The organism is Pseudomonas sp. SG20056 (assembly GCF_031764535.1).
GTDB lineage: Bacteria > Pseudomonadota > Gammaproteobacteria > Pseudomonadales > Pseudomonadaceae > Aquipseudomonas.
Map to the genome: position 1 here is coordinate 3,180,678 of NZ_CP134499.1, position 23,303 is coordinate 3,203,980.

Annotated in this window: 23 protein-coding genes; 5 read left to right on the forward strand and 18 right to left on the reverse strand. The window is 61.0% G+C overall.

Annotated elements, in window-relative coordinates; genetic code table 11:
* The first annotated feature begins 48 nt into the window (after positions 1 to 48).
* Positions 49 to 687: a TetR/AcrR family transcriptional regulator gene (locus tag RHP75_RS15150; protein WP_311088914.1), complete on the forward strand. Its 639-nt coding sequence runs from the start codon at positions 49 to 51 to the stop codon at positions 685 to 687.
* A gap of 118 nt (positions 688 to 805) precedes the next feature.
* On the opposite strand, the gene RHP75_RS15155 is transcribed toward RHP75_RS15150, so the two are convergent.
* Positions 806 to 1,594, reverse strand: a complete 789-nt coding sequence (locus RHP75_RS15155; RefSeq protein ID WP_311088915.1) for a class I SAM-dependent methyltransferase — start codon at positions 1,592 to 1,594, stop codon at positions 806 to 808.
* A gap of 106 nt (positions 1,595 to 1,700) precedes the next feature.
* Between RHP75_RS15155 and RHP75_RS15160 the strand changes: the two genes are divergently transcribed.
* Positions 1,701 to 2,465 (forward strand): hypothetical protein, encoded by a 765-nt coding sequence (locus tag RHP75_RS15160; RefSeq protein WP_311088916.1) that lies wholly within the window; start codon positions 1,701 to 1,703, stop codon positions 2,463 to 2,465.
* Between the two features lie 28 nt (positions 2,466 to 2,493).
* On the opposite strand, the gene RHP75_RS15165 is transcribed toward RHP75_RS15160, so the two are convergent.
* The 6 genes from RHP75_RS15165 to ppc form a co-directional block, all read right to left on the reverse strand.
* Positions 2,494 to 3,354: a DUF72 domain-containing protein gene (locus RHP75_RS15165; RefSeq protein ID WP_311088917.1), complete on the reverse strand. Its 861-nt coding sequence runs from the start codon at positions 3,352 to 3,354 to the stop codon at positions 2,494 to 2,496.
* Between the two features lie 3 nt (positions 3,355 to 3,357).
* Positions 3,358 to 3,699, reverse strand: a complete 342-nt coding sequence (locus RHP75_RS15170; RefSeq protein ID WP_311088918.1) for a hypothetical protein — start codon at positions 3,697 to 3,699, stop codon at positions 3,358 to 3,360.
* 135 nt (positions 3,700 to 3,834) lie between these two features.
* Positions 3,835 to 4,515: a tRNA (adenosine(37)-N6)-threonylcarbamoyltransferase complex dimerization subunit type 1 TsaB gene (gene tsaB / locus RHP75_RS15175; protein WP_311088919.1), complete on the reverse strand. Its 681-nt coding sequence runs from the start codon at positions 4,513 to 4,515 to the stop codon at positions 3,835 to 3,837.
* 161 nt (positions 4,516 to 4,676) lie between these two features.
* On the reverse strand, positions 4,677 to 5,462 hold the full coding sequence (locus tag RHP75_RS15180; RefSeq protein ID WP_311088920.1) for a 5'-nucleotidase, lipoprotein e(P4) family: 786 nt from the start codon (positions 5,460 to 5,462) through the stop codon (positions 4,677 to 4,679).
* A gap of 194 nt (positions 5,463 to 5,656) precedes the next feature.
* Positions 5,657 to 6,304 (reverse strand): adenylate kinase, encoded by a 648-nt coding sequence (gene adk, locus RHP75_RS15185; protein WP_090248532.1) that lies wholly within the window; start codon positions 6,302 to 6,304, stop codon positions 5,657 to 5,659.
* Positions 6,305 to 6,550: 246 nt separating this feature from the next.
* Complete coding sequence (gene ppc, locus RHP75_RS15190) at positions 6,551 to 9,187, reverse strand: phosphoenolpyruvate carboxylase (protein WP_311088921.1); 2,637 nt, start codon at positions 9,185 to 9,187, stop codon at positions 6,551 to 6,553.
* Between the two features lie 159 nt (positions 9,188 to 9,346).
* Between ppc and RHP75_RS15195 the strand changes: the two genes are divergently transcribed.
* Positions 9,347 to 9,688, forward strand: coding sequence for a pilin assembly protein (locus tag RHP75_RS15195; protein ID WP_311088922.1), 342 nt, complete (start codon positions 9,347 to 9,349; stop codon positions 9,686 to 9,688).
* A gap of 2 nt (positions 9,689 to 9,690) precedes the next feature.
* On the opposite strand, the gene RHP75_RS15200 is transcribed toward RHP75_RS15195, so the two are convergent.
* From RHP75_RS15200 to prfB, 7 genes are all read right to left on the reverse strand, one after another.
* Positions 9,691 to 9,996 (reverse strand): hypothetical protein, encoded by a 306-nt coding sequence (locus RHP75_RS15200; RefSeq protein ID WP_311088923.1) that lies wholly within the window; start codon positions 9,994 to 9,996, stop codon positions 9,691 to 9,693.
* Between the two features lie 92 nt (positions 9,997 to 10,088).
* On the reverse strand, positions 10,089 to 10,835 hold the full coding sequence (locus tag RHP75_RS15205; protein WP_311088924.1) for a TIGR00266 family protein: 747 nt from the start codon (positions 10,833 to 10,835) through the stop codon (positions 10,089 to 10,091).
* Positions 10,836 to 10,976: 141 nt separating this feature from the next.
* Positions 10,977 to 12,272 (reverse strand): flavohemoglobin expression-modulating QEGLA motif protein, encoded by a 1,296-nt coding sequence (locus RHP75_RS15210; RefSeq protein WP_311088925.1) that lies wholly within the window; start codon positions 12,270 to 12,272, stop codon positions 10,977 to 10,979.
* A 17-nt stretch (positions 12,273 to 12,289) separates the two neighbouring features.
* Complete coding sequence (locus tag RHP75_RS15215; protein ID WP_311088926.1) at positions 12,290 to 12,841, reverse strand: hypothetical protein; 552 nt, start codon at positions 12,839 to 12,841, stop codon at positions 12,290 to 12,292.
* A 30-nt stretch (positions 12,842 to 12,871) separates the two neighbouring features.
* Entirely contained in the window at positions 12,872 to 13,585 is a 714-nt protein-coding gene (locus RHP75_RS15220; protein ID WP_311088927.1) for a TetR family transcriptional regulator, read from the reverse strand.
* Positions 13,586 to 13,712: 127 nt separating this feature from the next.
* Entirely contained in the window at positions 13,713 to 15,215 is a 1,503-nt protein-coding gene (gene lysS, locus RHP75_RS15225) for a lysine--tRNA ligase (RefSeq protein WP_311088928.1), read from the reverse strand.
* A gap of 77 nt (positions 15,216 to 15,292) precedes the next feature.
* Positions 15,293 to 16,388 (reverse strand): peptide chain release factor 2 gene (gene prfB, locus RHP75_RS15230; RefSeq protein ID WP_311088929.1). Its coding sequence is split into 2 segments (ribosomal slippage): positions 15,293 to 16,315 and positions 16,317 to 16,388, totalling 1,095 coding nucleotides; the frame shifts between segments, so codons are not numbered across the junction.
* Between the two features lie 170 nt (positions 16,389 to 16,558).
* On the opposite strand from prfB, the gene RHP75_RS15235 reads away from it, so the two are divergent.
* Positions 16,559 to 18,196, forward strand: a complete 1,638-nt coding sequence (locus RHP75_RS15235; protein WP_311088930.1) for a diguanylate cyclase domain-containing protein — start codon at positions 16,559 to 16,561, stop codon at positions 18,194 to 18,196.
* A 3-nt stretch (positions 18,197 to 18,199) separates the two neighbouring features.
* Here RHP75_RS15235 and RHP75_RS15240 read toward each other — a convergent pair whose 3' ends face one another.
* A complete protein-coding gene (locus RHP75_RS15240) occupies positions 18,200 to 18,994 on the reverse strand; it encodes a hypothetical protein (protein ID WP_311088931.1) in 795 nt (264 codons plus the stop codon).
* A gap of 91 nt (positions 18,995 to 19,085) precedes the next feature.
* Positions 19,086 to 19,835: a tellurite resistance TerB family protein gene (locus tag RHP75_RS15245; RefSeq protein WP_311091955.1), complete on the reverse strand. Its 750-nt coding sequence runs from the start codon at positions 19,833 to 19,835 to the stop codon at positions 19,086 to 19,088.
* Between the two features lie 290 nt (positions 19,836 to 20,125).
* Between RHP75_RS15245 and RHP75_RS15250 the strand changes: the two genes are divergently transcribed.
* Complete coding sequence (locus tag RHP75_RS15250; protein ID WP_311088932.1) at positions 20,126 to 20,797, forward strand: transglutaminase-like cysteine peptidase; 672 nt, start codon at positions 20,126 to 20,128, stop codon at positions 20,795 to 20,797.
* A gap of 4 nt (positions 20,798 to 20,801) precedes the next feature.
* Here RHP75_RS15250 and recJ read toward each other — a convergent pair whose 3' ends face one another.
* Both recJ and RHP75_RS15260 read right to left on the reverse strand, forming a co-directional pair.
* The gene (gene recJ / locus RHP75_RS15255; protein ID WP_311088933.1) at positions 20,802 to 22,514 is read right to left on the reverse strand and encodes a single-stranded-DNA-specific exonuclease RecJ; all 1,713 of its coding nucleotides are present in this window, start codon (positions 22,512 to 22,514) and stop codon (positions 20,802 to 20,804) included.
* Between the two features lie 203 nt (positions 22,515 to 22,717).
* Positions 22,718 to 23,257: a YaeQ family protein gene (locus tag RHP75_RS15260; RefSeq protein ID WP_311088934.1), complete on the reverse strand. Its 540-nt coding sequence runs from the start codon at positions 23,255 to 23,257 to the stop codon at positions 22,718 to 22,720.
* Positions 23,258 to 23,303 lie beyond the last annotated feature (46 nt).

Consider the following 23,303-nt stretch of genomic DNA (forward strand, 5'->3'; position numbering starts at 1 on the left):
GGTATAGTAAAAATAGCAAACTCACTAGTCCAGTATTAAAAACGACCAATGCCAAACAAAGTGTTGCCAACCAGCGGCCCCGGCCGCCCCAAAGACCTGGCCAAGCGCAAAGCCATTCTGGAAGCGGCGAAGACCCTATTCCTCAGCAATGGTTATGACGGTAGCAGTATGGATGCGATTGCCGCGGAAGCCGGGGTTTCCAAGCTCACGGTGTACAGCCACTTCACCGACAAGGAGAAGCTGTTTGCCGCTGCGGTGCAGTCCAAATGCGAGGAGCAACTGCCTGAGCTGCTGTTCGAGCTGAACGACGAAGTGCCGGTGGCACAACTGCTACTGAATATCGGCCGGGGCTTCAATGAGCTGATCAACAGCCGTGAGTCGGTGGAACTGCACCGGGTGATGGTGAGCCTGGCGGCGCAGGACTCCAAACTCTCGCGGATGTTCTACGAGGCGGGCCCGCAGCGCGTGCTGCACGGCATGGAAGAACTGCTGCGCCGCGCCGACCAGAGCGGCAAGCTGCGCGTACCCGACCCGTTGAGCGCGGCGGATCAGTTCTTCTGTTTGATCAAGGGCGGCGCCAACTTTCGCCTGCTGATCGGCTGCGGGGAGGCGCTGCAAGGCGCTGAGGCCGAAGCCCATGTGCGCGATGCAGTCGAAGTGTTTCTACGCGCTTTCCTCGCCGATTAAGCTTCGTAGGTTGGCGTTGAGCTTGCGAAGCCCAACGCCAGGACGCTGAATGTGTTGGGCTTCGTGCCTCAACCCAATCGACGCAATGCGGCACCTAACCCGTGAACAAGCTGCAAACCTACTCGCTGGCTGGCTGCAGCTTCTTCTTCGGGTAGATGTCGTAGCGGCTGGATTTACCTTCCAGGGCATAGCCCGGCTTGGCGCCTTCAATCAGCGGTGCCTTGCGCGGACGCTTGACCACCACCCGGTGACTGGCCAGCGCCAACGCCGCTTCCAGCAGCGCGGGCGCATCCAGGTCATCGCCAACAAAGGGCCGGAACAGACGCATCTCTTTCTTCACCAGCGCGCTCTTGTCGCGGTGCGGGAACATCGGGTCGAGGTAGATCACCTGCGGCTGCTCACCCTGCCAGGCGCGCATCAGCTCGATGGCATTGCCATTAAATAGCTGCATCTGCGCGGCAATCGGCGCCACATCGCGGTCCAGCGCGGCGCGCGCCAGGCCATCTTCCAGCAGCGCGGCAATCAGCGGCTGGCGCTCGATCAAGGTCATGCGGCAACCCAGGCTGGCCAGCACAAAGGCATCGCGCCCCAGGCCAGCCGTGGCATCCAGCACCGTCGGGCGCACCCCGGGCTGCACGCCCACCGCCTTGGCAATCATCTGCCCGCTGCCACCGCCGAACAGCCGGCGATGCGCCACCGCGCCCTCGACAAAATCCACTTTCACCGGCCCCGGTGCCTGCGGGCCAAGCTCCACCAGCTGCAAGCCGCCCTCGCCCAATTGCAAGGCGAACTCGCTGTCGCCTTCCAACGGTAAAGCCAGGCGCGCGGCCCAGGCTTCAGCCGCCGACTGCAGGTGGGGAGCCAGGGCTTGCATACGAATTCTGGCTATTAGCCGCTCATCACTCATCAGAAAATGTGCTCAAAAATCACTCAATTGACCGTCGCAGCGGCCGATAACCTGCCTGAGCGGCATTTTGCCAGACCCGGCAGCTTCCAGCCGCACCGAGTTCGCCATGTTTGATGTGATTTCCGCCCCACGCGGCGCCGCGCCAACGGCCGCCAACACCAGCTCGATCAGCGAAACGCTGGATGAAGGCAAGCGCGCCTCGCTGGACTATCAGATTCTGCGGCGCACCCTGATGCCCGATGAGGTGGAAGCCGAAGCGCCTGCCAAGGCGCCGGAAACACCCAGCGAGCCGCCCGCTGTCACCGCCCAGGCCAGCGACTTTCAGGAAATGGCCGCCCAGCGCGAGCTGGAGCTGAACGTCAACATCAACGCCGAACCGAAGAAAACCGATCCACTGGTGCTCGATCTGGCCGGTAACGGCTTCAGCACCAGCGGCCTGGCCCGCTCGGTACGCTTCGATCTGGATGCCGACGGCAAGCTCGACCAGATCAGCGTGCCCACCGGTGACGATGCCCTGCTTGCCTATGACCGCAACGGCAACGGCCGCATTGATGATGGCCGCGAGCTGTTCGGCGACCAGAATGGCGCAGCCAACGGCTTTGCCGAACTGCGCAAATACGATGATAACGGCGATGGCCGTATCGACAGCCAGGATGCGATCTTCGAGCGCCTGAGCCTGTTGCGTTTCGATGCTCAGGGCCGACAGTCCAGCCAGTCGCTGAGTGAGGCCGGGGTCAGCGCCATCGACCTGCAAGCACGCGACGTGAAGATTGCCCTGGGCGCCTATGACGAAATCGCCCAACTCGGCCGCTTCGAATTCGCCGACGGCAGCAGTGGTCAGGCCGCGGACCTGCTGCTCGCGCAACGCTGATCAAGCACCTCCGGGCATTTAGGCAGGCTCAAAGCAGGCCCAACTGCTCGACCTCATCCTCTAGCTGTATGTGTGGTAACGCCGGCAATCCCGGCAGACGCTGCATCAGCTGCTGATGAAAGCGCTGCGCCAGCTGCGGTGCCAGGCGGTTATCCGAGGTATGCAGAAAGACGTAAGGCGTGCGACCTTCCTCGATCCAACTCGCCACCTTGTCCAGCCATGGCGCCATAAACGGATCATTGGCCAGCAACTCGGGATGGCCAATAAAGCGCAGCTGCGGTGCCTGGCTAAAGGCCGTGGGGCGCAGCGGCAGGCGTGGCTTCTTGGCCTGCGCATGCAATACGGCCGGTGCGCTGGATACACAGCTGAACAGCGCCCGCGAATCCAGGCAGATACGTTCAATGCCACGGCCATGTAGCAGGCGATTAAGGCTGCGCTCCTCCTCACCCTTGGCAAAGAACGCCGGATGACGCACCTCGACGGCAAGCTCCTCGGCCTGCCAGGGCTCGATAAACGCGTTCAGCTCCGCCAAACGCTGCGGGCCAAAGCTCGCCGGCAGCTGTAACCAGAACGGCGCGACCCGCTTACCTAGCGGCGCCAGCAAACGGCGAAAATCCTCAGTGGCACCCAGCTGGTCACGCAGATCGCCGTTATGGCTGATCTCACGCGGCAGCTTGGCGCAAAAACGCAGATGCGCCGGCATGCGCTCAGTCCAGCGGGCCACGGTATCGACGGAAGGTGTAGCGTAGAAGGTGGTATTGCCCTCAACGGCGTTAAACACCTGGGCATACAACGGCAAAAATTCAGCGCTGCGACTGCTCTCCGGATACAAGAAACTGCGCCAGGCGGGCTCGCTCCATGACGGGCAACCGAGGTAGTAAGGCAACATTAACTAGGCGTAAAGATCGAGGCCCAGCACCTGCTGGGCATCCGTCTCGCTGGCGAAACTGGCGGTTGAGCTGTAGCTGGCCAACGCCTGGGCGGCGCGGTTGTTTAGCGGGGGCTGATACAGCTGGTCTTGCAGGCGCGATGGCAGGCTGTCGCTGCTGGCATTACTGGCTTCGACCTTGCGCGTCTGGGCAACCTGTTCAAAACCCTGGGTGCTGGCGGGAGATGCTGGCTGCTCACGACGTTCCTCTATCTCGCGCTGCGCTTCGCGAAATGGCGTAACCGCAGAGCCCGGACGGGCACTGCGGTCTGGCGAATAAGAGGACGTAAAACCGTCGATACGCATCAGTTACTGCTCGGCTTGCTTAGCCAACGATGGACACAAGTGATGGCAATTTAGCCGCCGTAGACCGGCTTGGCAATCAAGCGCAGTGCAACGCGGCAATATCCGCGACAGAAGGTGCGCCGATACCCCGCCGATTTAAACCGCAGCTTTGGGCGTGGCCACCTGATCACGCAGGTAAACCGGCTGCGCCAGGTCAGCCACCACTGCCTCACCGCGAGCCCAGGCAAAACGCGCCAGGCTGAGCAGGTCTTCGGCATGCGGCAGCATGGCGTTATCCTGCCCAGTAACCACAACCGGAATACGCGCAGCAAAGGTGCCCCAGCCTGTGCCGGCGGCAAACCAGTCGCCACCGGCATCGCCCGGCAGACAGGCACGCTCCGGAGGCAAGACGGCTTCAACGCCAGCCAGGCGCATTTCACCCTGCTCGGCGCGGTAGCAGCCCCAGTAGACTTCATCCATACGCGCATCGATGGCTGCGGCCACCTGCTGCGCACCATGCTCACGCAGGCTGCGCTGCGCCAATACGGCCAAGTTGGACACCGGCAACACCGGACGCTCCAGGGCAAACGCCAGGCCCTGCACCACGCCGATGGCAATCCGCACGCCGGTAAAAGCGCCCGGGCCACGGCCAAAGGCAATCGCATCAAGTGCCGACAACGGCACCTCAGCATCAGCCAGCAACTGCTTGATCATCGGCAGCAGACGCTGGGCGTGCAGACGCGGAATCACTTCGTAATGGCTGAGCACCTGACCGTTATGCAGCAGGGCAACGGAACAGGCTTCGGTGGCGGTATCCAGGGCCAGGAGAGTGGTCATTGCATTTGGACAGGTGACGAAATGGACGGGCATTAGACCGGCTTGAGGCTTTTTTTTCCAGCGCAATCACTGTCGCCCGCGCCTGTCACGCGAGCGAACTCACAGCACCACAAGCCCGCAGCGAGCCCGAACAGACCCGCTGCTGCCTGACTAAAGCGTGCTTACCAGGGCTGGATAACCGTCTTGGCATCCCAACCTTGCAACGGCGCTTTGGACCAGGTGCCGTAACTCGCGTTGGGGAAGACGATCCATTCGGTGCCCCATTTGCCTGCTTCGGCTGCCACGGTAGCGCGTTGATCGGCTAGAGGCGTCTTGCGGAAACGTCCATCGAAGTCATGCAGGGTGTCACCCAGCAGCAACACGATCTGATGATCTGCACTGACGATGGCGCGACGCTCCACCTTGGGCGGCCCCAGCAGCAGCACACTGTCTTCAGAGATTTGCGGCAGCCCGAGCTTGCTCAGCGTGGCCAGGGTGTACTTCTTCTGCTCATCGGCGCGATCGGAGATATAGCGAATGGTCACCCCGAGCTTGTCGGCGTGCTCAAGAAATTGCTTCGCACCTGGAATCAGCGCAGGGGTACCTTCACGCTCCCAAGGCAACCAGGTGTCCCAGGCGTCATAGGTGTGACAGTTGGCCAGATCACGCGCAAGCAGGGCGCTGTTATCAATAACGGTTTCATCCAGGTCGGTAACGATGGCCAGCTTGGACGGATCTTTCGCTGCGGCCACTGCCGCATCCAGCTTCAGCGTCGCGATGTTGTACGCCTGCAGCTGCAGGGCCTGAACTTCCGCCGATTGCTGCTGGAAGCGCAGCCCCATGGTGAACTCGGCAACGCTGCAATCGGTCTTGGGCTTCGCCGGAGTCTCGGCGAAGGTCGCAGGACTCCCCACCAGCGCTAACGCAAGGCCCAACCAGATGGCACTCTTTGCTGTTTTCTCGGTCATTGAATGCGCTCTCTTCCTTCGTAAAAGTAAAGGCTTTATGCCTACGACCAGTCCATCTTGGTATAGACCAAACCGATGCTAACTTAGGCGAGCAAGGTTACTGTTCCATGAACGACGCTCAGCGAGTCCAGCGCGCCAACCGCAAAAACGACAACGGCCCGCAAAAGCGGGCCGTTGGCTGAATGCAGCAAGGCTTAGCTGAGCGCAGCAAGCACCTTGGCAGTGATCTCGTCGACCGAGCCAACGCCGGCGATGGCGCTGTACTTCGGCGTGCCGTCAGCGGCAGCGAGCTTCTGATAGAAGTCCACCAGCGGCTTGGTCTGCGAGTGGTAGACCGACAGGCGATGACGTACGGTTTCTTCTTTATCGTCGTCACGCTGGATCAGCGCTTCACCGGTTTCATCGTCAATACCGGCGACTTTCGGTGGATTGTGCTCGGTGTGGTAGACGCGACCCGATGCAGGGTGCACGCGACGACCCGCGATACGGCCGACGATTTCTTCGTCATCAACGGCAATTTCGACCACGTTGTCGATGACCACGCCGGCTTCCTTCAGGGCTTCAGCCTGAGGAATGGTGCGCGGGAAGCCATCAAAGAGGAAACCATTGGCGCAATCGGCTTGGGCGATGCGCTCCTTGACAAGATTGATGATCAGGTCATCGGAGACCAGACCACCGCTGTCCATCACGCTTTTCGCAACCAGGCCCAATTCAGTGCCAGCCTTGACCGCAGCACGCAGCATGTCACCGGTGGAGATTTGCGGAATACCAAACTTCTTGGTGATGAAACCAGCTTGGGTACCTTTACCGGCACCGGGCGCCCCCAGCAAAATCACGCGCATCGATGTGCTCCTCAAGATTTAAGTAAAAATCGTCGGACTCGCCTCGTGGGGCCAATCTCAGAATTGTTCAAGCAGCGCTGCCAAACTGGGCCAGAGTGCCGAAAGGCCGCTCAAGATACACAGCGCACCCATAGCGCACAAGCCACCGAAAGTCGGATACACCTGCGACCACCTCTGAAAGGTAGTGCTTTCGCCAGCGCACTACATATGCACCAGCGAAAGCCCCCTCCTCCCTATGCAATACGCCTAGCCGGTGTTACGTAACCCCGCCGCAATTCCCGCCACACTGACCAGCAAGGCCTGTTCCAGAGGGCTGTCGGCCTGATTGTCGCGCAGCCGGGAGCGTGCTAGTAGCTCGGCCTGGAGCAGGTGTAGCGGGTCCAGGTAGGTGTTGCGCACACTGATCGACTCCAGGGTTTCCGGGCTGTGCGCCAAGAGCTGCGACTGCCCGGTCAAACCCAGCACTGCGACCACCGCCTGCGACAATAGGCCGCGCAGATGCTCACCCAGTGGGCGCAGGGCTGGCTCGACCAAACGCTCGTCATACAACTGGGCGATGGACTCGTCCGCCTTGGCCAGCACCATTTCCAGCATGTCGATACGGGTGCGAAAGAACGGCCAGTGTTCGCGCATCTGCCCAAGCAGCTCGCCTTCGCCGCGCTGCAAGGCGTTGTCCAGCGCCGCTTCCCAGCCCAGCCAGGCTGGCAGCATCAGGCGGGTTTGGGTCCAGGCAAAGATCCACGGAATCGCGCGCAGGCTCTCCACACCGCCCTCGCGGCGCTTGGCCGGACGGCTGCCCAGCGGCAGACGACCCAGCTCCTGTTCTGGCGTGGCCTGGCGGAAATAGTCGACAAATTGCGGGTGTTCACGCACCACCGCGCGGTAGGCGCTGACGCCATCGCTGGCCAGTTTGTCCATCAACTCGCGCCAGGCCGGCTCCGGGCTGGGCGGCGGCAACAAGGTGGCTTCCAGCACTGCTGCCAGGTAGAGATTGAGGTTCTGTTCGGCGATATCTGGCAGGCCAAATTTGAAACGAATCATTTCACCCTGCTCAGTGGTGCGGAAACGCCCCGCCACCGAACCAGGCGGCTGCGACAGAATCGCCGCATGCGCCGGGCCGCCACCGCGCCCCACCGTGCCACCACGGCCGTGAAACAGCAGCAATTCGACCTGCTGCTCACGGCACACCTGCACCAACGTTTCCTGGGCACGGTACTGCGCCCAGGCCGCCGCAGTGGTGCCGGCGTCCTTGGCCGAGTCGGAATAACCGATCATCACTTCCTGCGGCCCATGCAATCGCGCACGGTAGCCATGCAGCGCCAGCAGCCGACTGATCACCGGGCCGGCGTTGTCCAGATCGGCGAGGGTTTCAAACAGCGGCACCACGCGCATCGGTCGTTGCAACCCGGCTTCTTTAAGCAGCAGTTGCACCGCCAGCACATCGGAGGCTGCGCCGGCCATGGAAATCACGTAGGAACCCAGCGATGCCGCCGGCGCCCGCGCCACTTCACGGCAAGTCGCCAGCACCTCTTCGGTTTCCCCGCTGGGCTTGAAATGCCCCGGCAGCAGCGGCCGGCGGTTTTCCAGCTCTTGCAGTAGAAACGCCAGGCGCTCCTCTTCATCCCATTCGGCGTAACGGCCCAGGCCGAGGTAATCGGTGATTTCGCTCATGGCGGCGGCGTGGCGACTGGAGTCCTGGCGCACATCCAGACGCACCAGAAACAGGCCGAAGGTCGCCGCGCGGCGCAGGCAATCGAGCAGCGGACCATCGGCGATCACGCCCATGCCGCATTCATGCAGCGACTGGTAGCACAGGGTCAGCGGATCCAGCAGCTCGCGGTTGTCCTGCAGCACGGCTGCGGATGCGGGGATCTGCTCATGCAGCGCGGCCTGAGCCCAGCTGCGAGTAGCACGCAAACGCTCACGCAGCTGCTTGAGCAGGCTGCGGTAGGGTTCGGCACTCTCGCCCACCCGCGCCAACAGTGCGGGACTGGCCTGCTGCATGGACAGGTCGGCAGCCAGGTTATCGACATCGCGCAAGTACAGATCCGCCGCCATCCAGCGCGCCAGCAGCAGCACTTCGCGGGTAATGCTTGCGGTGACATTCGGGTTGCCGTCACGGTCGCCGCCCATCCAAGAGGCGAAGCGAATCGGCGCGGCATCCAGCGGCAGGTGCAACCCGGTGGCATTGTGCAACACCTGGCCGGCCTTGCGCAGCACATTGGGAATGGCGTGCCAGAGCGAATGCTCGATCACCGCAAAGCCCCACTTGGCTTCATCCACCGGGCTGGGCCGGCTGCGGCGGATTTCCTCGGTGTGCCAGGCCTCGGCAATCAGCCGTTGCAGGCGCTGTTTGACCTGCTCACGCTCAGCCGCCGAGAGATCGCTGTGGTCGCCGGTAGCAAGCTGCTCAGCTATCGCGTCGTATTTCTGAATCAGGGTGCGCCGCGCCACTTCGGTGGGGTGCGCGGTCAGCACCAGTTCGATATCCAGGCGACCAAACTGGCGGGCCAGCGCCTCGCCCTTGTGGCCGTTGCTGGATAACCGCTGCAGCAGGTCGGCGAGGATATTGTCTTCAAACGGCTGCGCTTCACCCGGCGCGCGGCGGCGTACGCGGTGGTACTGCTCGGCGATATTGGCCAGGTTGAGAAACTGGTTGAACGCCCGCGCCACCGGCAGCAGCTCGTCATCGTCCAGTTGGTTCAGGGTTGCACTGAGTTGCTCTGCTCCCTCCTGCGAGCCACGGCGCGAGGCCTTGGCACCTTTGCGAATGCGCTCGATCTTGTCGAGAAAAGCGGCGCCATGCTGCACGCTGATGGTGTTACCCAGTAGTTCGCCGAGCTGGTGGACGTCCTCGCGCAGACGCGCGTCGATTTCTGCCATGAGTGTTGCCTCCGCTGATCCTGTCTCCAGAGTGCCCAGCGCGCCAACTTCTTACAAGTGCGCGACGCTGCGGCCGCACTTATCGGGGCAGGCACTAGTCTTAGTTAAGCAAGCCCGCCCAGACTGAATCGGCGGGCATAGAACAGACACGAGGCAATCATGAAGATTCGCGAGCTTGTTCAGCACTGGCAGGAAAATGCCCAGGGGCGGCTGAGCGCAACGCCTTATCAGATAAGGTTGGATCTGGAAGCCGCAGCGCGTCTGGCGGCATTGCAGGAGATGTATCCCAAGCACCACGTTGAAGAACTGCTGGGCGAACTACTCGGCGCGGCACTTGATGAGCTGGAGGCCAGCCTGCCTTACGTTCAGGGCAGCAAGGTGGTGGCCAGCGATGAACAGGGCGACCCGCTGTATGAAGACATCGGCCTCACACCGCGCTTCCTCGCCCTGTCACGCCGGCATTTACAGCGCCTTAGTGAACAGCAGAAGCAGGCGGGCTGAGGTTATTGGCCTTCGTTGCAGCGCACAGCCTGCTTGCGGCGATCGACCAGTACGCCGCTGAGGCCCTTCTGCTCCAGGTCAAACATCACCAGTACGCCATCAATGCACTGGGCGACTTGGCTGGCCGGTTTGAGTGAGACCTTATAGTCCTCACCCGGCACCGTCTTGAGCATGGTGAACTCGGACAGCAGCAACGCATCCTCCGGCTTGGCGATATGCAGGTAGCCGTAATAGCCGAGCACAGCCACCGTGGCGCAGATGCTGCCAATACCGGTAAGAATCAGCGGGATTGGGTTTACTTCACTCATAACAGACTCTCGGATTTTTCAGTTAGCGGGCTAAGCACAGGCGGCGCAGCTTGCAGCAAACACTCACGCCTGCAAAGGCCCAGATTGCCGCATCATTTGCCGCCGGCGCGTACTTCCTCGCGGGCTTTGAATGTCGCCTCATAGATGCGCTCGGCCAGGCGCGAGAACGGCAGGCTCTGCACCCACACCGTACCAGTGCCCTTGAGCGTAGCGAGGAGGATGCCCTCGCCGCCGAACAGCATGCTTTTCAGACCGCCAGCCAGGGCGATGTCGTAGTCAATGCCGCTGGTAAAGGCCACCAGGCAACCGGTGTCCAGGCGCAGGGTTTCGTTATTCAGTTCCTTGCGAATCACCGTGCCGCCTGCGTGGACAAAGGCCAAGCCGTCGCCTTCGAGCTTCTGCAGGATAAAGCCCTCGCCGCCAAAGAACCCGGCACCCAGGCGCTTGTTAAAGCTGATGCCGACCGCCGTGCCATAGGCGGCGCAGAGGAAGGCATCCTTCTGGCAAATCAACGTACCACCGTGCTCCGCCAGCTGAATCGGCACCACGGTGCCAGGGTACGGCGCAGCAAAGGCCACACGCGCCGGTTTTTTTCCCGCATTGGAGAAGTGCGTCATAAACAGCGATTCACCGGTCAGCATGCGCTTGCCCATGCCCCACAGCGTGCCCAGCACACCCGTTGCCGCGCCATCGCCCATGCGTGTTTCAAAACGGATGCCGTCGGTCATGTAATTCATCACGCCGGCTTCGGCAATCACCGTTTCGCCCGGATCGAGAATGACCTCCACGCTCTGCGCGGAGGCGCCAAGGATTTCGTAGTCGAGTTGATGGCTGGGCATATTGGCTCCTTGGCGATACGGCTAAAGCTACCCGGATGGGACTCGGTTTTGTAGGAACGGTCCATGACCGCGATAGGTCATACAGGTAAAAGGGCTCGCGGGCATGGCCCGCTCCTACGCCCTACAGCGGGGATTATTCCATCAGAGGATATTGGCGTAGTCGGCTTCAATCCGATCCAGGCTCAGGTGGTTCAAGAAGTTGGAGAAGCACATCCAGGCCGACAGCGAATTGAGGTCACTGAACTGCGGTGGCAGGTACTTGGGTGCAACAACCAGCCCTTCATCCACCAGCTGGCGCAGGGTGCGCATGTCTTCCAGGGTGGTCTTGCCGCAGAACAGCAGCGGAATCTGCTCCAGCTTGCCTTTGCGCACGGCCAGTTGGATGTAGTTGTAAATCATGATGAAGCCTTTCAGGTAGGACAGGTCCTTGGTGAAAGGCAGGCCGTTGGGGGTGGAACCACGGAACACGCGGCTGGCGTTGCTGTAGCTGTCTTCCTGACTGAAGCCCTGTTCGCGGTAGAAGTCGAACACTTGCAGAAAATCCGCGCCTTCTTCGGCCATATGAATCGCACGGGTGCGGTTGGTCAGCTTGCGTAGACGGGTTGGATAAGAGGCGAAGGTGATCACTTCCATCAAAATCGCCAGGCCTTCCTGGGTCACCGTGGACGAGGGCGGGCCCTTGGCCAGAAAGGTGCAGATCGGCTGATTCAGGCCGTTCAGCGTAGTCGCCACATGCACCAGGCCCTCGTGCACTTCCAGGGCTTTTACATCGCGCTCATTGAACATCGCATCGGCGCGGATCTTGATGTAATCAGCGCCGGCGGCCGCATCGGCAAGAATACCGTCGGACTCGAATACTCGAATGGTGCTCTCCTCCTCACCAAACACCTTGTTCAGACGATGTTGCAGCAGGCTGACGGCCTCCTTGGCGGTCAGAGTCTTGGCTTCATCCTTGAGGTCACCACGCTTGTCGATGTTATTGAGGAAGTCGGAAAACATCAGCCCCAGGTCAGCCAGAGTCGGGTCGCCAGCATGGAAGGCGTCGGAAGCCGCGCCATAGAGCTCCTGGCTAATCAGGCCAAAGTCCTCGGTGCCGCGCGCTTCAAGCATGCGAATAACCATGCGGTATTCGCGGCACATGCGCCGCATGATCTTGCCCACCGGGTTGAACTGACCGAGCTGGCGGGTGATGTCGCGCTCGATATTCTGGAATTCCAGCTTCTTTGCCGACGCATCGAAGGGCAGCGGCCGGTTGGCATAGTAGGCATGGTCGACGGCGGGCAGCTTCTTGCCCTTGTGCTTGAGAAACTCGCTGCGGATCGAGTCATCCCATTTCACCGCGTCCAGCACGCGTATCGGCGTCTGCGCATCGACCAGACGGTCGGACAGCGCACGTACGATCAACTGATAATCGTCCAACCCGGTATGACTGTTCATGCGTTCCCCATCACCCACTAGTCGCCCGCCCGCTGATAACGCGCGACTTCGATAAATACATCCGAATTGGCCTGATCGTCGAGGTAGCTGAACACCTGCTCCAGCGGGCTGCTGATCAGCACACCATCGCCTTCAGCGCCATCAATCACCTCGCCCTGCAATGCGCCCTGCTCCAACTCCTGAAGGATCCGGTCGACATCCAGGTTGTAGATCACCAACTCATTGTTGGTGGTCAACTCGAAACCAGCGATGGCAAAGTTTGCCCCCAGGCTTTTCGGCAAGCCGGCCGAGAGGTACCAGCGACGGCCATGGTGAGCCACGGTAAAGCCGTACTCTTCAACGCTGTCGAGGTTATCCAGGCTGTCGACATAGGCCCGCGCCTTGTAGACGTTGGAACCGGCACGGGTGATCTGCAGATACAGCTGCTCGCCCCATTCATTCTTGCGCGACCACTCGCCGAGCAAGGGAATCGGGGCTGCTTCATTGGCGGGAATCGGGTCCTTGAAGGTCACCAGACAGCCACCAAGCAGCAGGAAGGACACGGCAAGCAGCGCGCGCCAGGCTTTCATTCAGCTCTCCTTGTGAACGGATTTAACGGGCTACAGCCCGAGTACCAGATGCATATAGCGTTTAAGCATGGCCAACATCTCTTCACTGTCCAGATGATCGACACCGTCGAGCAGGCCCTGATACTCCATGCGCACAATAATCGCCGTCAAGAGCTTGGCATCCTGCTCCGCCTGCTGTGAACCCAGCACCTCAAAGAAGTGCGTCACGCCTTGCAGCAGAATCTGCCGATGGGCGCGCAACAGTCCGTGCAGGCGCGGGTTGAGCAAAGCTTCTTGCTGAAAGGCCTGCTCGGCCAGCAGGTGTTCACGACGGGTCAGCAACTGCTGGCGCACGTATTCCACGGCCAAGCGGGCTATCTCATTGGCCAGACGCCGGCGCGCTTCGGCGCTGCCATCCAGGCGACTGACCTGATCACGCAGCAGTCCTTCGGTACTGCTCCAGAACTGGCCCATATGCGCCGCGCTGCGCTCGACGAACTGAGCGAAGGTATCGGTGATCAGGTCGTTGATGTCTTTGAAGTAATAGGTAGTTGCCGACAGCGGTACTTCGGCCTCTGCGGCCACTGCACGGTGGCGGACTGCACGCACACCTTCACGCACGATAATGCGCATGGCTGCGTCGAGAATGGCCTGGCGGCGCTGTTCGCTGCCCTGTCGGCTGGCTTTGCGGCCTTGGTATTGCACGCTCTCAGCGACGGCGTTGGCCACCAGGGTGGCGCTTTCTTGGGCGGGCTTGACTGTCACAGCAAGACGATCCTCTGTCGTTTATTCAAGATTACTAATGACTTAGTCAGTAAATCGCAAAAATAATCCATCTGCCGACAATAAAAAGCCAGGTAATAAAAAGCCGCCCGGAGGCGGCTTAGCAACATCAGGCCTGCGGGCGCATGTGCGGGAACAGGATCACGTCACGAATCGACGGTGAATTGGTCAGCAGCATCACCAGACGGTCGATACCAATACCCTCACCGGCGGTCGGCGGCATGCCGTATTCCAGCGCACGGACGAAGTCGGCGTCGAAGTGCATGGCTTCGTCGTCGCCGGCGTCCTTGTCGGCCACCTGCTGCATAAAGCGTGCGGCCTGGTCTTCGGCATCGTTGAGCTCGGAGTAGGCGTTGGCGATCTCGCGGCCACCGATAAACAGCTCGAAGCGGTCGGTCACGCTCGGATCATCATCACTGCGGCGGGCCAGCGGCGAAACTTCAAACGGATAGCGGGTAATGAAGTGCGGCTGTTCAAGCTTGTGCTCGACCAGCTCTTCGAAAATCATCACCTGCAGTTTGCCCAGGCCTTCGAAACCCAGCACCTTGGCGCCGGCCTTCTTGGCGATGGCACGGGCCTTGTCGATGTCGGTCAGGTCGGCAGCAGTCAGCTCAGGGTTGTACTTGAGGATCGAGTCGAACACCGACAGACGCACGAACGGCTCGCCGAAGTGGAACACCTTGTCGCCATACGGCACGTCGGTGGTGCCGAGTACCAGCTGAGCCAGCTCGCGGAACAACTCCTCGGTCAGGTCCATGTTGTCTTCGTAGTCGGCGTACGCCTGGTAGAACTCCAACATGGTGAATTCAGGGTTATGCCGGGTCGAGACGCCTTCGTTACGGAAGTTGCGATTAATCTCGAAGACCTTCTCGAAGCCACCCACCACCAGACGCTTGAGGTACAGCTCCGGGGCGATACGCAGGAACATCTGCATATCCAGGGCGTTGTGGTGAGTCTCGAACGGCTTGGCCGCTGCGCCACCTGGGATGGTCTGCAGCATCGGCGTTTCCACTTCAAGGAAGTCGCGCTTCATCAGAAAGCTGCGGATATGCGCGATGACCTGCGAACGCACACGGAAGGTCTGGCGCACGTCTTCGTTGACGATCAGGTCGACGTAGCGCTGACGGTAGCGCTGCTCGGTGTCGCTCAGGCCGTGGTGCTTGTCCGGCAGCGGGCGCAGCGACTTGGTCAGCAGGCGCACGTCGGTCATTTCCACGTACAGGTCGCCCTTGCCGGAACGGGCCAAGGTGCCAACCGCGGAGATGATGTCGCCCATGTCCCAGGTTTTCACCGCGGCCAGGGTTTCTTCCGACAGGGTCTTGCGGTTGACGTAGACCTGGATGCGCCCGGTCATGTCTTGAATCACCATGAACGAGCCACGGTTGAGCATGATGCGCCCAGCCACTTTGACCGGAATGGCCGCCTCGGCCAGCTCTTCCTTGCTCGATTCGGCGTACTGTTTCTGCAGGTCGGCGCAGTAGTTGTCGCGGCGGAAGTCGTTGGGGAAGGCATTGCCCTGCTCACGGATGGCAGCAAGCTTTTCCTTGCGCTGGGCAATCAGCTTGTTTTCGTCCTGTTGCAGTTCGTTCTGATCGAGTTGTTGGTCGCTCATGGTCGTCTATCTGCCTGGCATCTAAATCAAAGGGGTTACTGGCCGGAACGAGTCGAACTCACTCCGGCGGGTACGGATCAAAGGCCCTGCTTCAGGCTGGCCTCTAGGTACTGGTCGAGGTCACCATCGAGCACCTTCTGGCAATCGCTGCGTTCGACGCCAGTACGCAGATCCTTGATACGCGAGTCATCAAGCACGTAGGAGCGAATCTGATGACCCCAGCCGATATCCGACTTGGAGTCTTCCAGGGCCTGAGACGCAGCGTTGCGCTTCATCATTTCCAGCTCGTACAACTTGGCCCGCAGCATTTTCATGGCGGTGTCCTTGTTGGCGTGCTGCGAGCGCTCGTTCTGGCACGCCACCACGGTGTTGGTCGGTACGTGGGTGATACGCACCGCCGAGTCGGTGGTATTCACGTGCTGACCACCGGCGCCGGAAGAGCGATAGGTATCGATGCGCAGGTCAGACGGGTTGATCTCGATCTCAACCTTGTCGTCGATCTCGGGCGACACGAACACCGCCGAGAACGAGGTGTGGCGACGGGCGCCTGAGTCGAACGGGCTCTTGCGCACCAGGCGGTGCACGCCGATTTCGGTGCGCAGCCAACCAAAGGCGTACTCGCCCTTGATATGCACGGTGGCGCCCTTGATACCGGCGACTTCACCTTCGGACAGTTCGACGATCTCGGCACTGAAGCCGCGCTTGTCGGCCCAGCGCAGGTACATGCGCAACAGGATATTGGCCCAATCTTGCGCTTCTGTACCGCCGGAGCCGGCCTGGATGTCCAGGTAGCAGTTGTTCGGATCCATCTCGTGGCTGAACATGCGGCGGAATTCCAACTTCTCGAGAATTTCGCGCAGGCGTTCGATTTCAGCGGCGACGTCGTCGACCGCGCCCTGATCGTCTTCTTCGACGGCCATATCGAGCAGGTCGCGCGAATCGGCCAGGCTGCCGGTCAGATCGTCAATGGTTTCGACTATCTGCGCCAGCGTGGCGCGCTCCCGGCCCAGGCTCTGGGCGTATTCGGGCTTGTTCCAGACGTTGGGGTCTTCGAGTTCGCGGTTTACTTCGACCAGACGATCATGCTTTTGATCGTAGTCAAAGATACCCCCGAATGGTCTGGGTGCGCTCGGACAGGTCCTTGATGCTATTAAGGATCGGGTTGATTTCCATGGCTGGCAGCACTCGTAGGTCAAACTTTCGGAAAAGCCGGCGAGTATACCCCAGTCGAATCAGCCCTTGCAGCCCGCAATTGGCGCTGGCACACAGCAGGGCAGACCAACGGCGCACTATACTCCAGCGCACCTGCACATTGCCTGCCCACCCTCAGGAGCCATCGTGCTATGAGTTCATCGCACAGCCTGCGTAGTCGTTTCGCCATTCTGATCGCCCTGCTGGTCGCCAGCTTGAGCTGGTTGCTCGGCACCCTGATTGGCCACGACGCCAGCCAGCGTATCCGCGAGGAAGTCGGCCGCGACCTCGCTGAAGCCTCTTTTATGATGGTTGACCGCCTGGATCGCGACATGCAGAGCCGTGCTTCCATGCTCCAAGTGATAGGCAAACTGCGTGCACTCAGCCAACCGGACGATATCGTCGAGGTACGCGTGCTGCTCGACCGCCTGCAAAGCGAATTCCCCAGCATTGCCTGGATCGGCTTTACCGACGCCGAAGGCACGGTCTTGGCCTCCAGCGATGGCGTGCTTGAGGGCGCCAGCATCGGCCAGCGCCCGGTCTTCCTCGAAGCACAGAAAAACGTATTTATCGGCGATGTGCATGAAGCCGTGCTATTGGCCAAACTGCTGCCCAACCCAACGGGCGAGGCAATGAAATTCGTCGACATCAGCCTGCCGGTATTTGCCCCGAACGGCAGCCTGGTGGGCGTGCTGGCCTCGCACCTGTCCTGGTCATGGGCCGACGAAGTGCGCCAGGCCATCCTTGAGCCGATCCAGAAACGCCGCAATGTCGAGTTCTTCGTGATTGGCCAGGACCGCACGATCCTCCTGGCGCCCAAGGAAATGATCGGCCAGCGCCTGCACCTGCCAGCCCTCAATGAAGTGGCGCAACGCAAGGACCTCTGGGCCGTGCAGGATTGGCCGGATGGCAAGCAGTACCTCACCGGCCTGGCACTGAGCCATGGCCATATGGATTACAAGGGCCTGGGCTGGACGGTGATCGCCCGCCAGCCACTGGACGAGGCCTATGCCCCGGCGCGCGAGACCACACGCTACATCCTGCTGTGGGGTAGCGGCCTGGCGGTGTTGTTTGCCCTGCTCGGCTGGCTGGTGACGGGTTATTTCACCCGCCCTCTGAGGCAGATTGCCGAGGCGGCGGACCGCCTTAGCGCCGGTGAAATCAGCGTGATTCCCGAGCTGAAAAGCACCCGCGAGATCGAAATCCTGAGCAACTCTATTCGCCATCTGGTGGAAAGCCTGACCCACCAGCAAAACGCTCTCGGCGCCATGGAAAACCTTGCCCACCACGACGCGCTCACCGGCCTGCCTAACCGTGTCGCCCTGGAAAGCTACCTACCGCGCGCGCAGCAACGCAGCCAGGCCAACAGCAATTGCCTGGCGTTGTTCTACCTGGATCTGGATGGTTTCAAGCCGATCAACGACCAGTTCGGCCATGCCGCAGGCGACCAGCTGCTACGTGAAGTGGCGGTACGCCTGCGCAGCTGCCTGCGCGAAGGTGATCTGGTCGCACGCCTGGGCGGTGATGAGTTTCTGATGGTCCTGCAAGTGCCCAGCGGCGAAGCCCTGGGGCAGGCACAACTGGTGGCCGAACGCACCCTGGCGGCGCTGAGTGCGCCGGTTGATCTGGGCAACAATCAGGTCATGGTCGGCTGCAGTATCGGCGGTGCACTCTGGCCGCTGGACAGCAGCAACCTGGCCGAAGCCCTGGAACTGGCCGACCAGGCCCTGTACCAGGCGAAACATGCCGGCAAGAACTGCGCGGTGTTCCATTCGGCCTACAAGCACTGAGGCTTATTTAGCCCGTAGACGCAGTAACTGGTCCGCCATCTCGGCCGCATGCCGCTCAACCACCAGCGGCACCAGGTTGTCGTTGTAGCCGACCAGACGCGAGTAGATAAACTTCCAGCGCGTCAGCGCACGCTGCAAACGCTGTTGCTGCTCGCCGGTCAACTCAGTCGCCAGGCTGGCAAGCTCGCCATCAACCTGTTTGGCCAGCACGTCGATATCCTGATTCAGGTAGTGCTGCTGTTGCTCGGGCAGGGTCTCGATATCGCCGACATAAGCCCGCGCGGTGTAGCGTGCCGCCAGGTATTGCACCTTGGCTGGCAGGTTTTGCAAACGCATATCCGCCGCAGACAATGGCTGCGCCTGGCCTTTCAGCAGTTGCTGCTCAAGCGCCTCAAGGGCCGCAACCAGCTCGCGCTGGGCCTTGCTGTACTGGAAGTTGAACTCCCACGGCAGATCCGGCTCGCTGGGGTTATAGGCCAGGGTTTGCTCGACCAACGCGGTAAAGGCTGCCAAAGGTGACTGCAACTGCTCCATCGCCAAACGCGCTGAGTCGGTCAGCGGCTGTGCCTGCAAAGTCGCCAGGCTTTCACGCAGTTTGCTCAGATCAGCCTGCACCTTGGCTGCCAGTTCCGTATGCCCGCCTTCACCCCGGTGGATAAACAGATCGGTACTGGCGCGAAACACCTGCACCTGCGCCAGCTGCACTTGAGTCAGCGTCACATCAGGCGCGGACTGCGCGATGGCGCTGAAAAGAACCAGCGCCAGACTCAGCAGGCAATTCGTGTAGTTGCGGCGCATCGGGCATCCATCCATAGCGAGGAAAAGCGCCGATTATAGGCAGGCCGCCAGCTAGCGGCCACAACCCTGGGCAGATGGCCGCTACGCCCTATCAGCTCGCCACCAGCTCCTGGCGCACCTGGGCCTCAAGCTCGGCCTTTAGCGCCGGATCGAGCTTGAGCTGACGAGCCAGCTCTTCCAGGTAGGCGCGCTCCATAAAGTGCTCTTCATCGACCATCAGCACGCTGGCGATATACATTTCTGCGGCCATTTCCGGCGTACTAGCGGCGCGGGCGATTTCAGCGGGGTCCAACGGCTTATTCAATTCGGCCTGCAGCCAATGCTGCAATTCAGCGTCATTGGTGAGCTTGACCAGCTCGCCTTCGATCAACTGCCGCTCGCGGGCATCAACATGACCATCAGCTTTGGCCGCACCGACCAGAGCCTTGAGAATTGCCTGGCTGTGCAACTCGGCCTGCGGCGCCGGCAACCGGTCCAGAGTTTGTGGCTCGCCCTGCGGGGCATTAGCCTGCTGCGCCTGCCAGTTGTTGTAGGCCTTGTAGGCAACCACGCCAAGCGCGGCCAGGCCACCATAGGTCAGCGCCTTGCCGCCCATCTTGCGCGCACTCTTGTTGCCCAGCAGCATGCCCAGCGCACCGGCTGCCAGCACGCCACCACCCGCACCTTTGAGCAGAGTACCGAGATCACCACCTTGACCGCCTTTGCCAGCGCCACCGAGCAAGCCGCCCAGAGCGCCGCCTAGGCCACCGGCCGAGCCACTAGCGGAACTGCCGGCAGATTTCTGCTGCATCAGGTCCTGACCGGATTTCAACAACTGATCAAGCAAGCCACGGGTAATCATCAAGCGCTCTCCCTAAAAATAGTTGTGCAAGCACACAGACTGATTCTAGAGACGGAGGTTTCTCGTCACCTAACGCCAGAGTGCTTCGAAAGATTGCCAACGGACGTGAAAGCCAGGAAAACCGGCTACTCGTCGGCTTTTTGCCGGTTATAGGACTGCAAATATGTCAAATAGTGGTCACCATCACATTCTGCCGATAGTCGATCTATATTTGACGCCGATAGGATGACGGACACCAACCTCAGCAACGGCAAAAGGCTATCAAGAGCCGACGCCGGAGACTTCGCGCCATGCCACAACGCGCCAATCGCCCAGCTCACTGCTTACTGCGCAGCCTGCTTGCCAGTTGCTGGTTATTCAGCCCGGTGCTGGTGGCTGATGCGCCGACTATCCAGCACAGCGCTCTGGCTACGGCGCTCAGCGATACGCGCCTGGCCAGCTGGCTCACCCTGCTCGACAACTCAGCCAGCGATAACGAACGCACCCAGCTGGAGCGGGTCAACCACTTCATCAACCGTTCAGTGAGTTTTGTCAGTGACCAGCAAGCCTGGGGAGCCGACGATTATTGGGCCACACCGGCACAAACACTCAGCCTGGGCCAAGGTGACTGTGAAGATTTCGCCATCGCCAAATACTTCAGCCTGGTGCGCATGGGCGTGCCAAGCGAGAAGCTGCGCCTGACTTTCGTCAAGGCGCTGGAGCAGAACCAGGCGCATATGGTGCTGGCCTATTACCCCAGCGCCAGCGCGCAACCGCTGATTCTCGACAACCTCGACCCGCGCATCCGCCCGGCCAGTGAGCGTGGCGATCTGCTGCCGGTGTACTCCTTCAATAACCACGGGGTGTTTCTGGCCAAATCGCCACAGCGTGTCAGCCAGCCACCGCAATTTCTCGCCCGCTGGAATGAGCTGAGTGAGCGAGCCATGGCCGATGGCTCAGCCGCGCCCGCACCGCAGAGCTAGCCAATCAGCGCGGGCTGATATGGGCAATCAGCAGCTGCACACTTTCCTGCCCACGGTATTCATTGACGTCCAGCTTGTAGGCCAGCTCGACCCAGCGCACCGTCGGGTTCGGCCAAATATCGCGATCCACACCAAAAGCGATGCCATCGAGTTGCACGCTGCCGCATTCACTTTTCAGCACCACTTTAAGATGCCGCTCGCCAACCACGCGCTGCTGCACCAACTGAAATACGCCATGAAACAGCGGCTCGGGAAAATGCTGACCCCAGGGCCCGGCATTGCGCAGCTCCTTGGCCAACGGCAGATGGAACTCTTCGATGGACAGGGCGCCATCGGACAACAAACGACCGGTCAGATCGTCTTCACACAGCTGACGGCGCACTTCGGCATCGAAGGCTGCGGCAAAGGCGGCAAAATTCGCCTGCGGAAGTGACAGCCCAGCCGCCATGGCATGCCCGCCAAACTTGCTGATCAGCTCAGGGTGCTTGGCGGCCACCGCATCCAGCGCATCGCGGATATGAAAACCCGGCACCGAACGTGCCGAACCTTTCAGCACACCATCGCCGGCATCGGCAAAGGCGATGGTCGGACGGTGATAACGCTCTTTCATCCGTGAAGCGAGAATACCAATCACCCCCTGATGCCAGTCCGGCTCGAACAGGCACAGACCAAAGGGCATGTCCTCCAACGGCAGGTCCTTGAGCTGGGTCAAGGCCTCGCGTTGCATACCCTGCTCAATGGCCTTGCGATCCTGATTGAGCTGATCCAGCTGCACGGCCATATCACGGGCCAGGGCTTCGTCTTCGCAGAGCAAGCACTCGATGCCCAGTGCCATGTCGTCCAGCCGACCCGCGGCATTCAGGCGAGGGCCGAGGATAAAACCCAGGTCGGTGGAGGTAATGCGCCGATGATCACGCCCGGCCACTTCGAGAATCGCACGCAGGCCCGGCCGCGCCCGCCCGGCACGAATCCGCGCCAGGCCCTGATGCACCAGGATGCGGTTATTGGCATCAAGCGGCACCACGTCAGCCACGCTACCCAGAGCGACCAGATCCAGCAGCTCGCCGAGATTCGGCTCCGGGCGCTGCGCAGTAAACCAGCCCATCTCCCGTAGCCGCGCACGCAGGGCCAGCAACACATAGAACATCACCCCGACGCCGGCCAACGCCTTGCTGGGGAACCCACAGCCCGGCTGATTGGGATTGACGATGGCATCCGCCGCCGGTAACTCAGCACCAGGCAAATGGTGATCGGTAACCAGCACGGTCAAGCCCGCCGCCTTGGCTGCCGCCACACCTTCAACACTGGAGATGCCGTTATCCACGGTGATCAACAGCTGAGGCTCGCGCTCCAGCGCCACCGCAACGATCTCCGGCGTCAGGCCATAACCGTACTCGAAGCGATTGGGCACCAGGTAATCAACATGGGCCGCGCCGAGCATGTGCAGACCCAATACGCCAACCGTGCTGGCGGTGGCACCATCGGCATCGAAGTCGCCGACGATCAGCATGCGCTGGCCTTGCTGCAGCCCCAGCACCAGCAAATCGACTGCCGCGTCCATGCCTTTGAGCTGCTGATAGGGAATCAAGCGCGCCAGGCCTTTATCCAGCTCGGCAGCAGATTGCACACCACGGGCGGCATAGAGGCGGGTCAGCAGTGGCGGCAGAGCGCCCAGATCAGGCAGGGTTTCGGGCAGCGGGCGGGATTCGATACGCATGGTGGTTTTATCTTGTAGGGCGGGGGCAACCCGCCGAAATCAAAACAGGGCGGGTGCTGCCCCCGCACTACGACTAGCTGTAAATGAACACTACTCGCTTCGCTCGCCCTTAGGGCCGCGCTAAAGCGCGTTAGCCGCAAGCGGCTTGCCGAGCCTGTTTTTAACGCAGCAGGGCCGACGCGCAGCAGATCGTAAATAGGTGCTTAGCGTTCGCCAGCCAACCACTCGATAGGCAGCTCATGCTGGCCACGCTCATCGGTGACGAACAGCTCGCCGTCGCTGATCATCACGCTCCAGTTCAGCGAACGCGGCATGTCCAGCGCCAGCTTGGCCAGGGCTTCTTGGTCGAGGGCGACGACGTTGATGTTTTTCAGACTGCGCACCGGATCGAGCGCCTTGGTCTGCCACACGCGCAGGTTGCCGTAGGCCACCAGGCTGAATTTTTCGGTACGCCGCGAACACCAGGTGATGCGCTCGCTGTCCGGCTGGCCGACTTCGATCCAGTGCAGCACGCGGTCATCCAGGCTCTTTTCCCACAACGCCGGCTCATCGACATCCGACAGGCCGCGACCGAACGCCAGGTGCTCGTGATAGAACAAGGCATAGGCCACCAGCCGCGCCGCCAGGCGTTCTTCGGTTTCCGAAGGGTGCTTGGCCACAGTGAAACGCAGGTTTTCATAGACACTGCGGTCCATGTCGGTGAGGTTCAGCTCGATTTTGTAAGTGGTAGACGGCAGGGCCATGGACGGGGCTTCTTCACTGGTCGAATAAGCCGGCAAGTCTACCGCA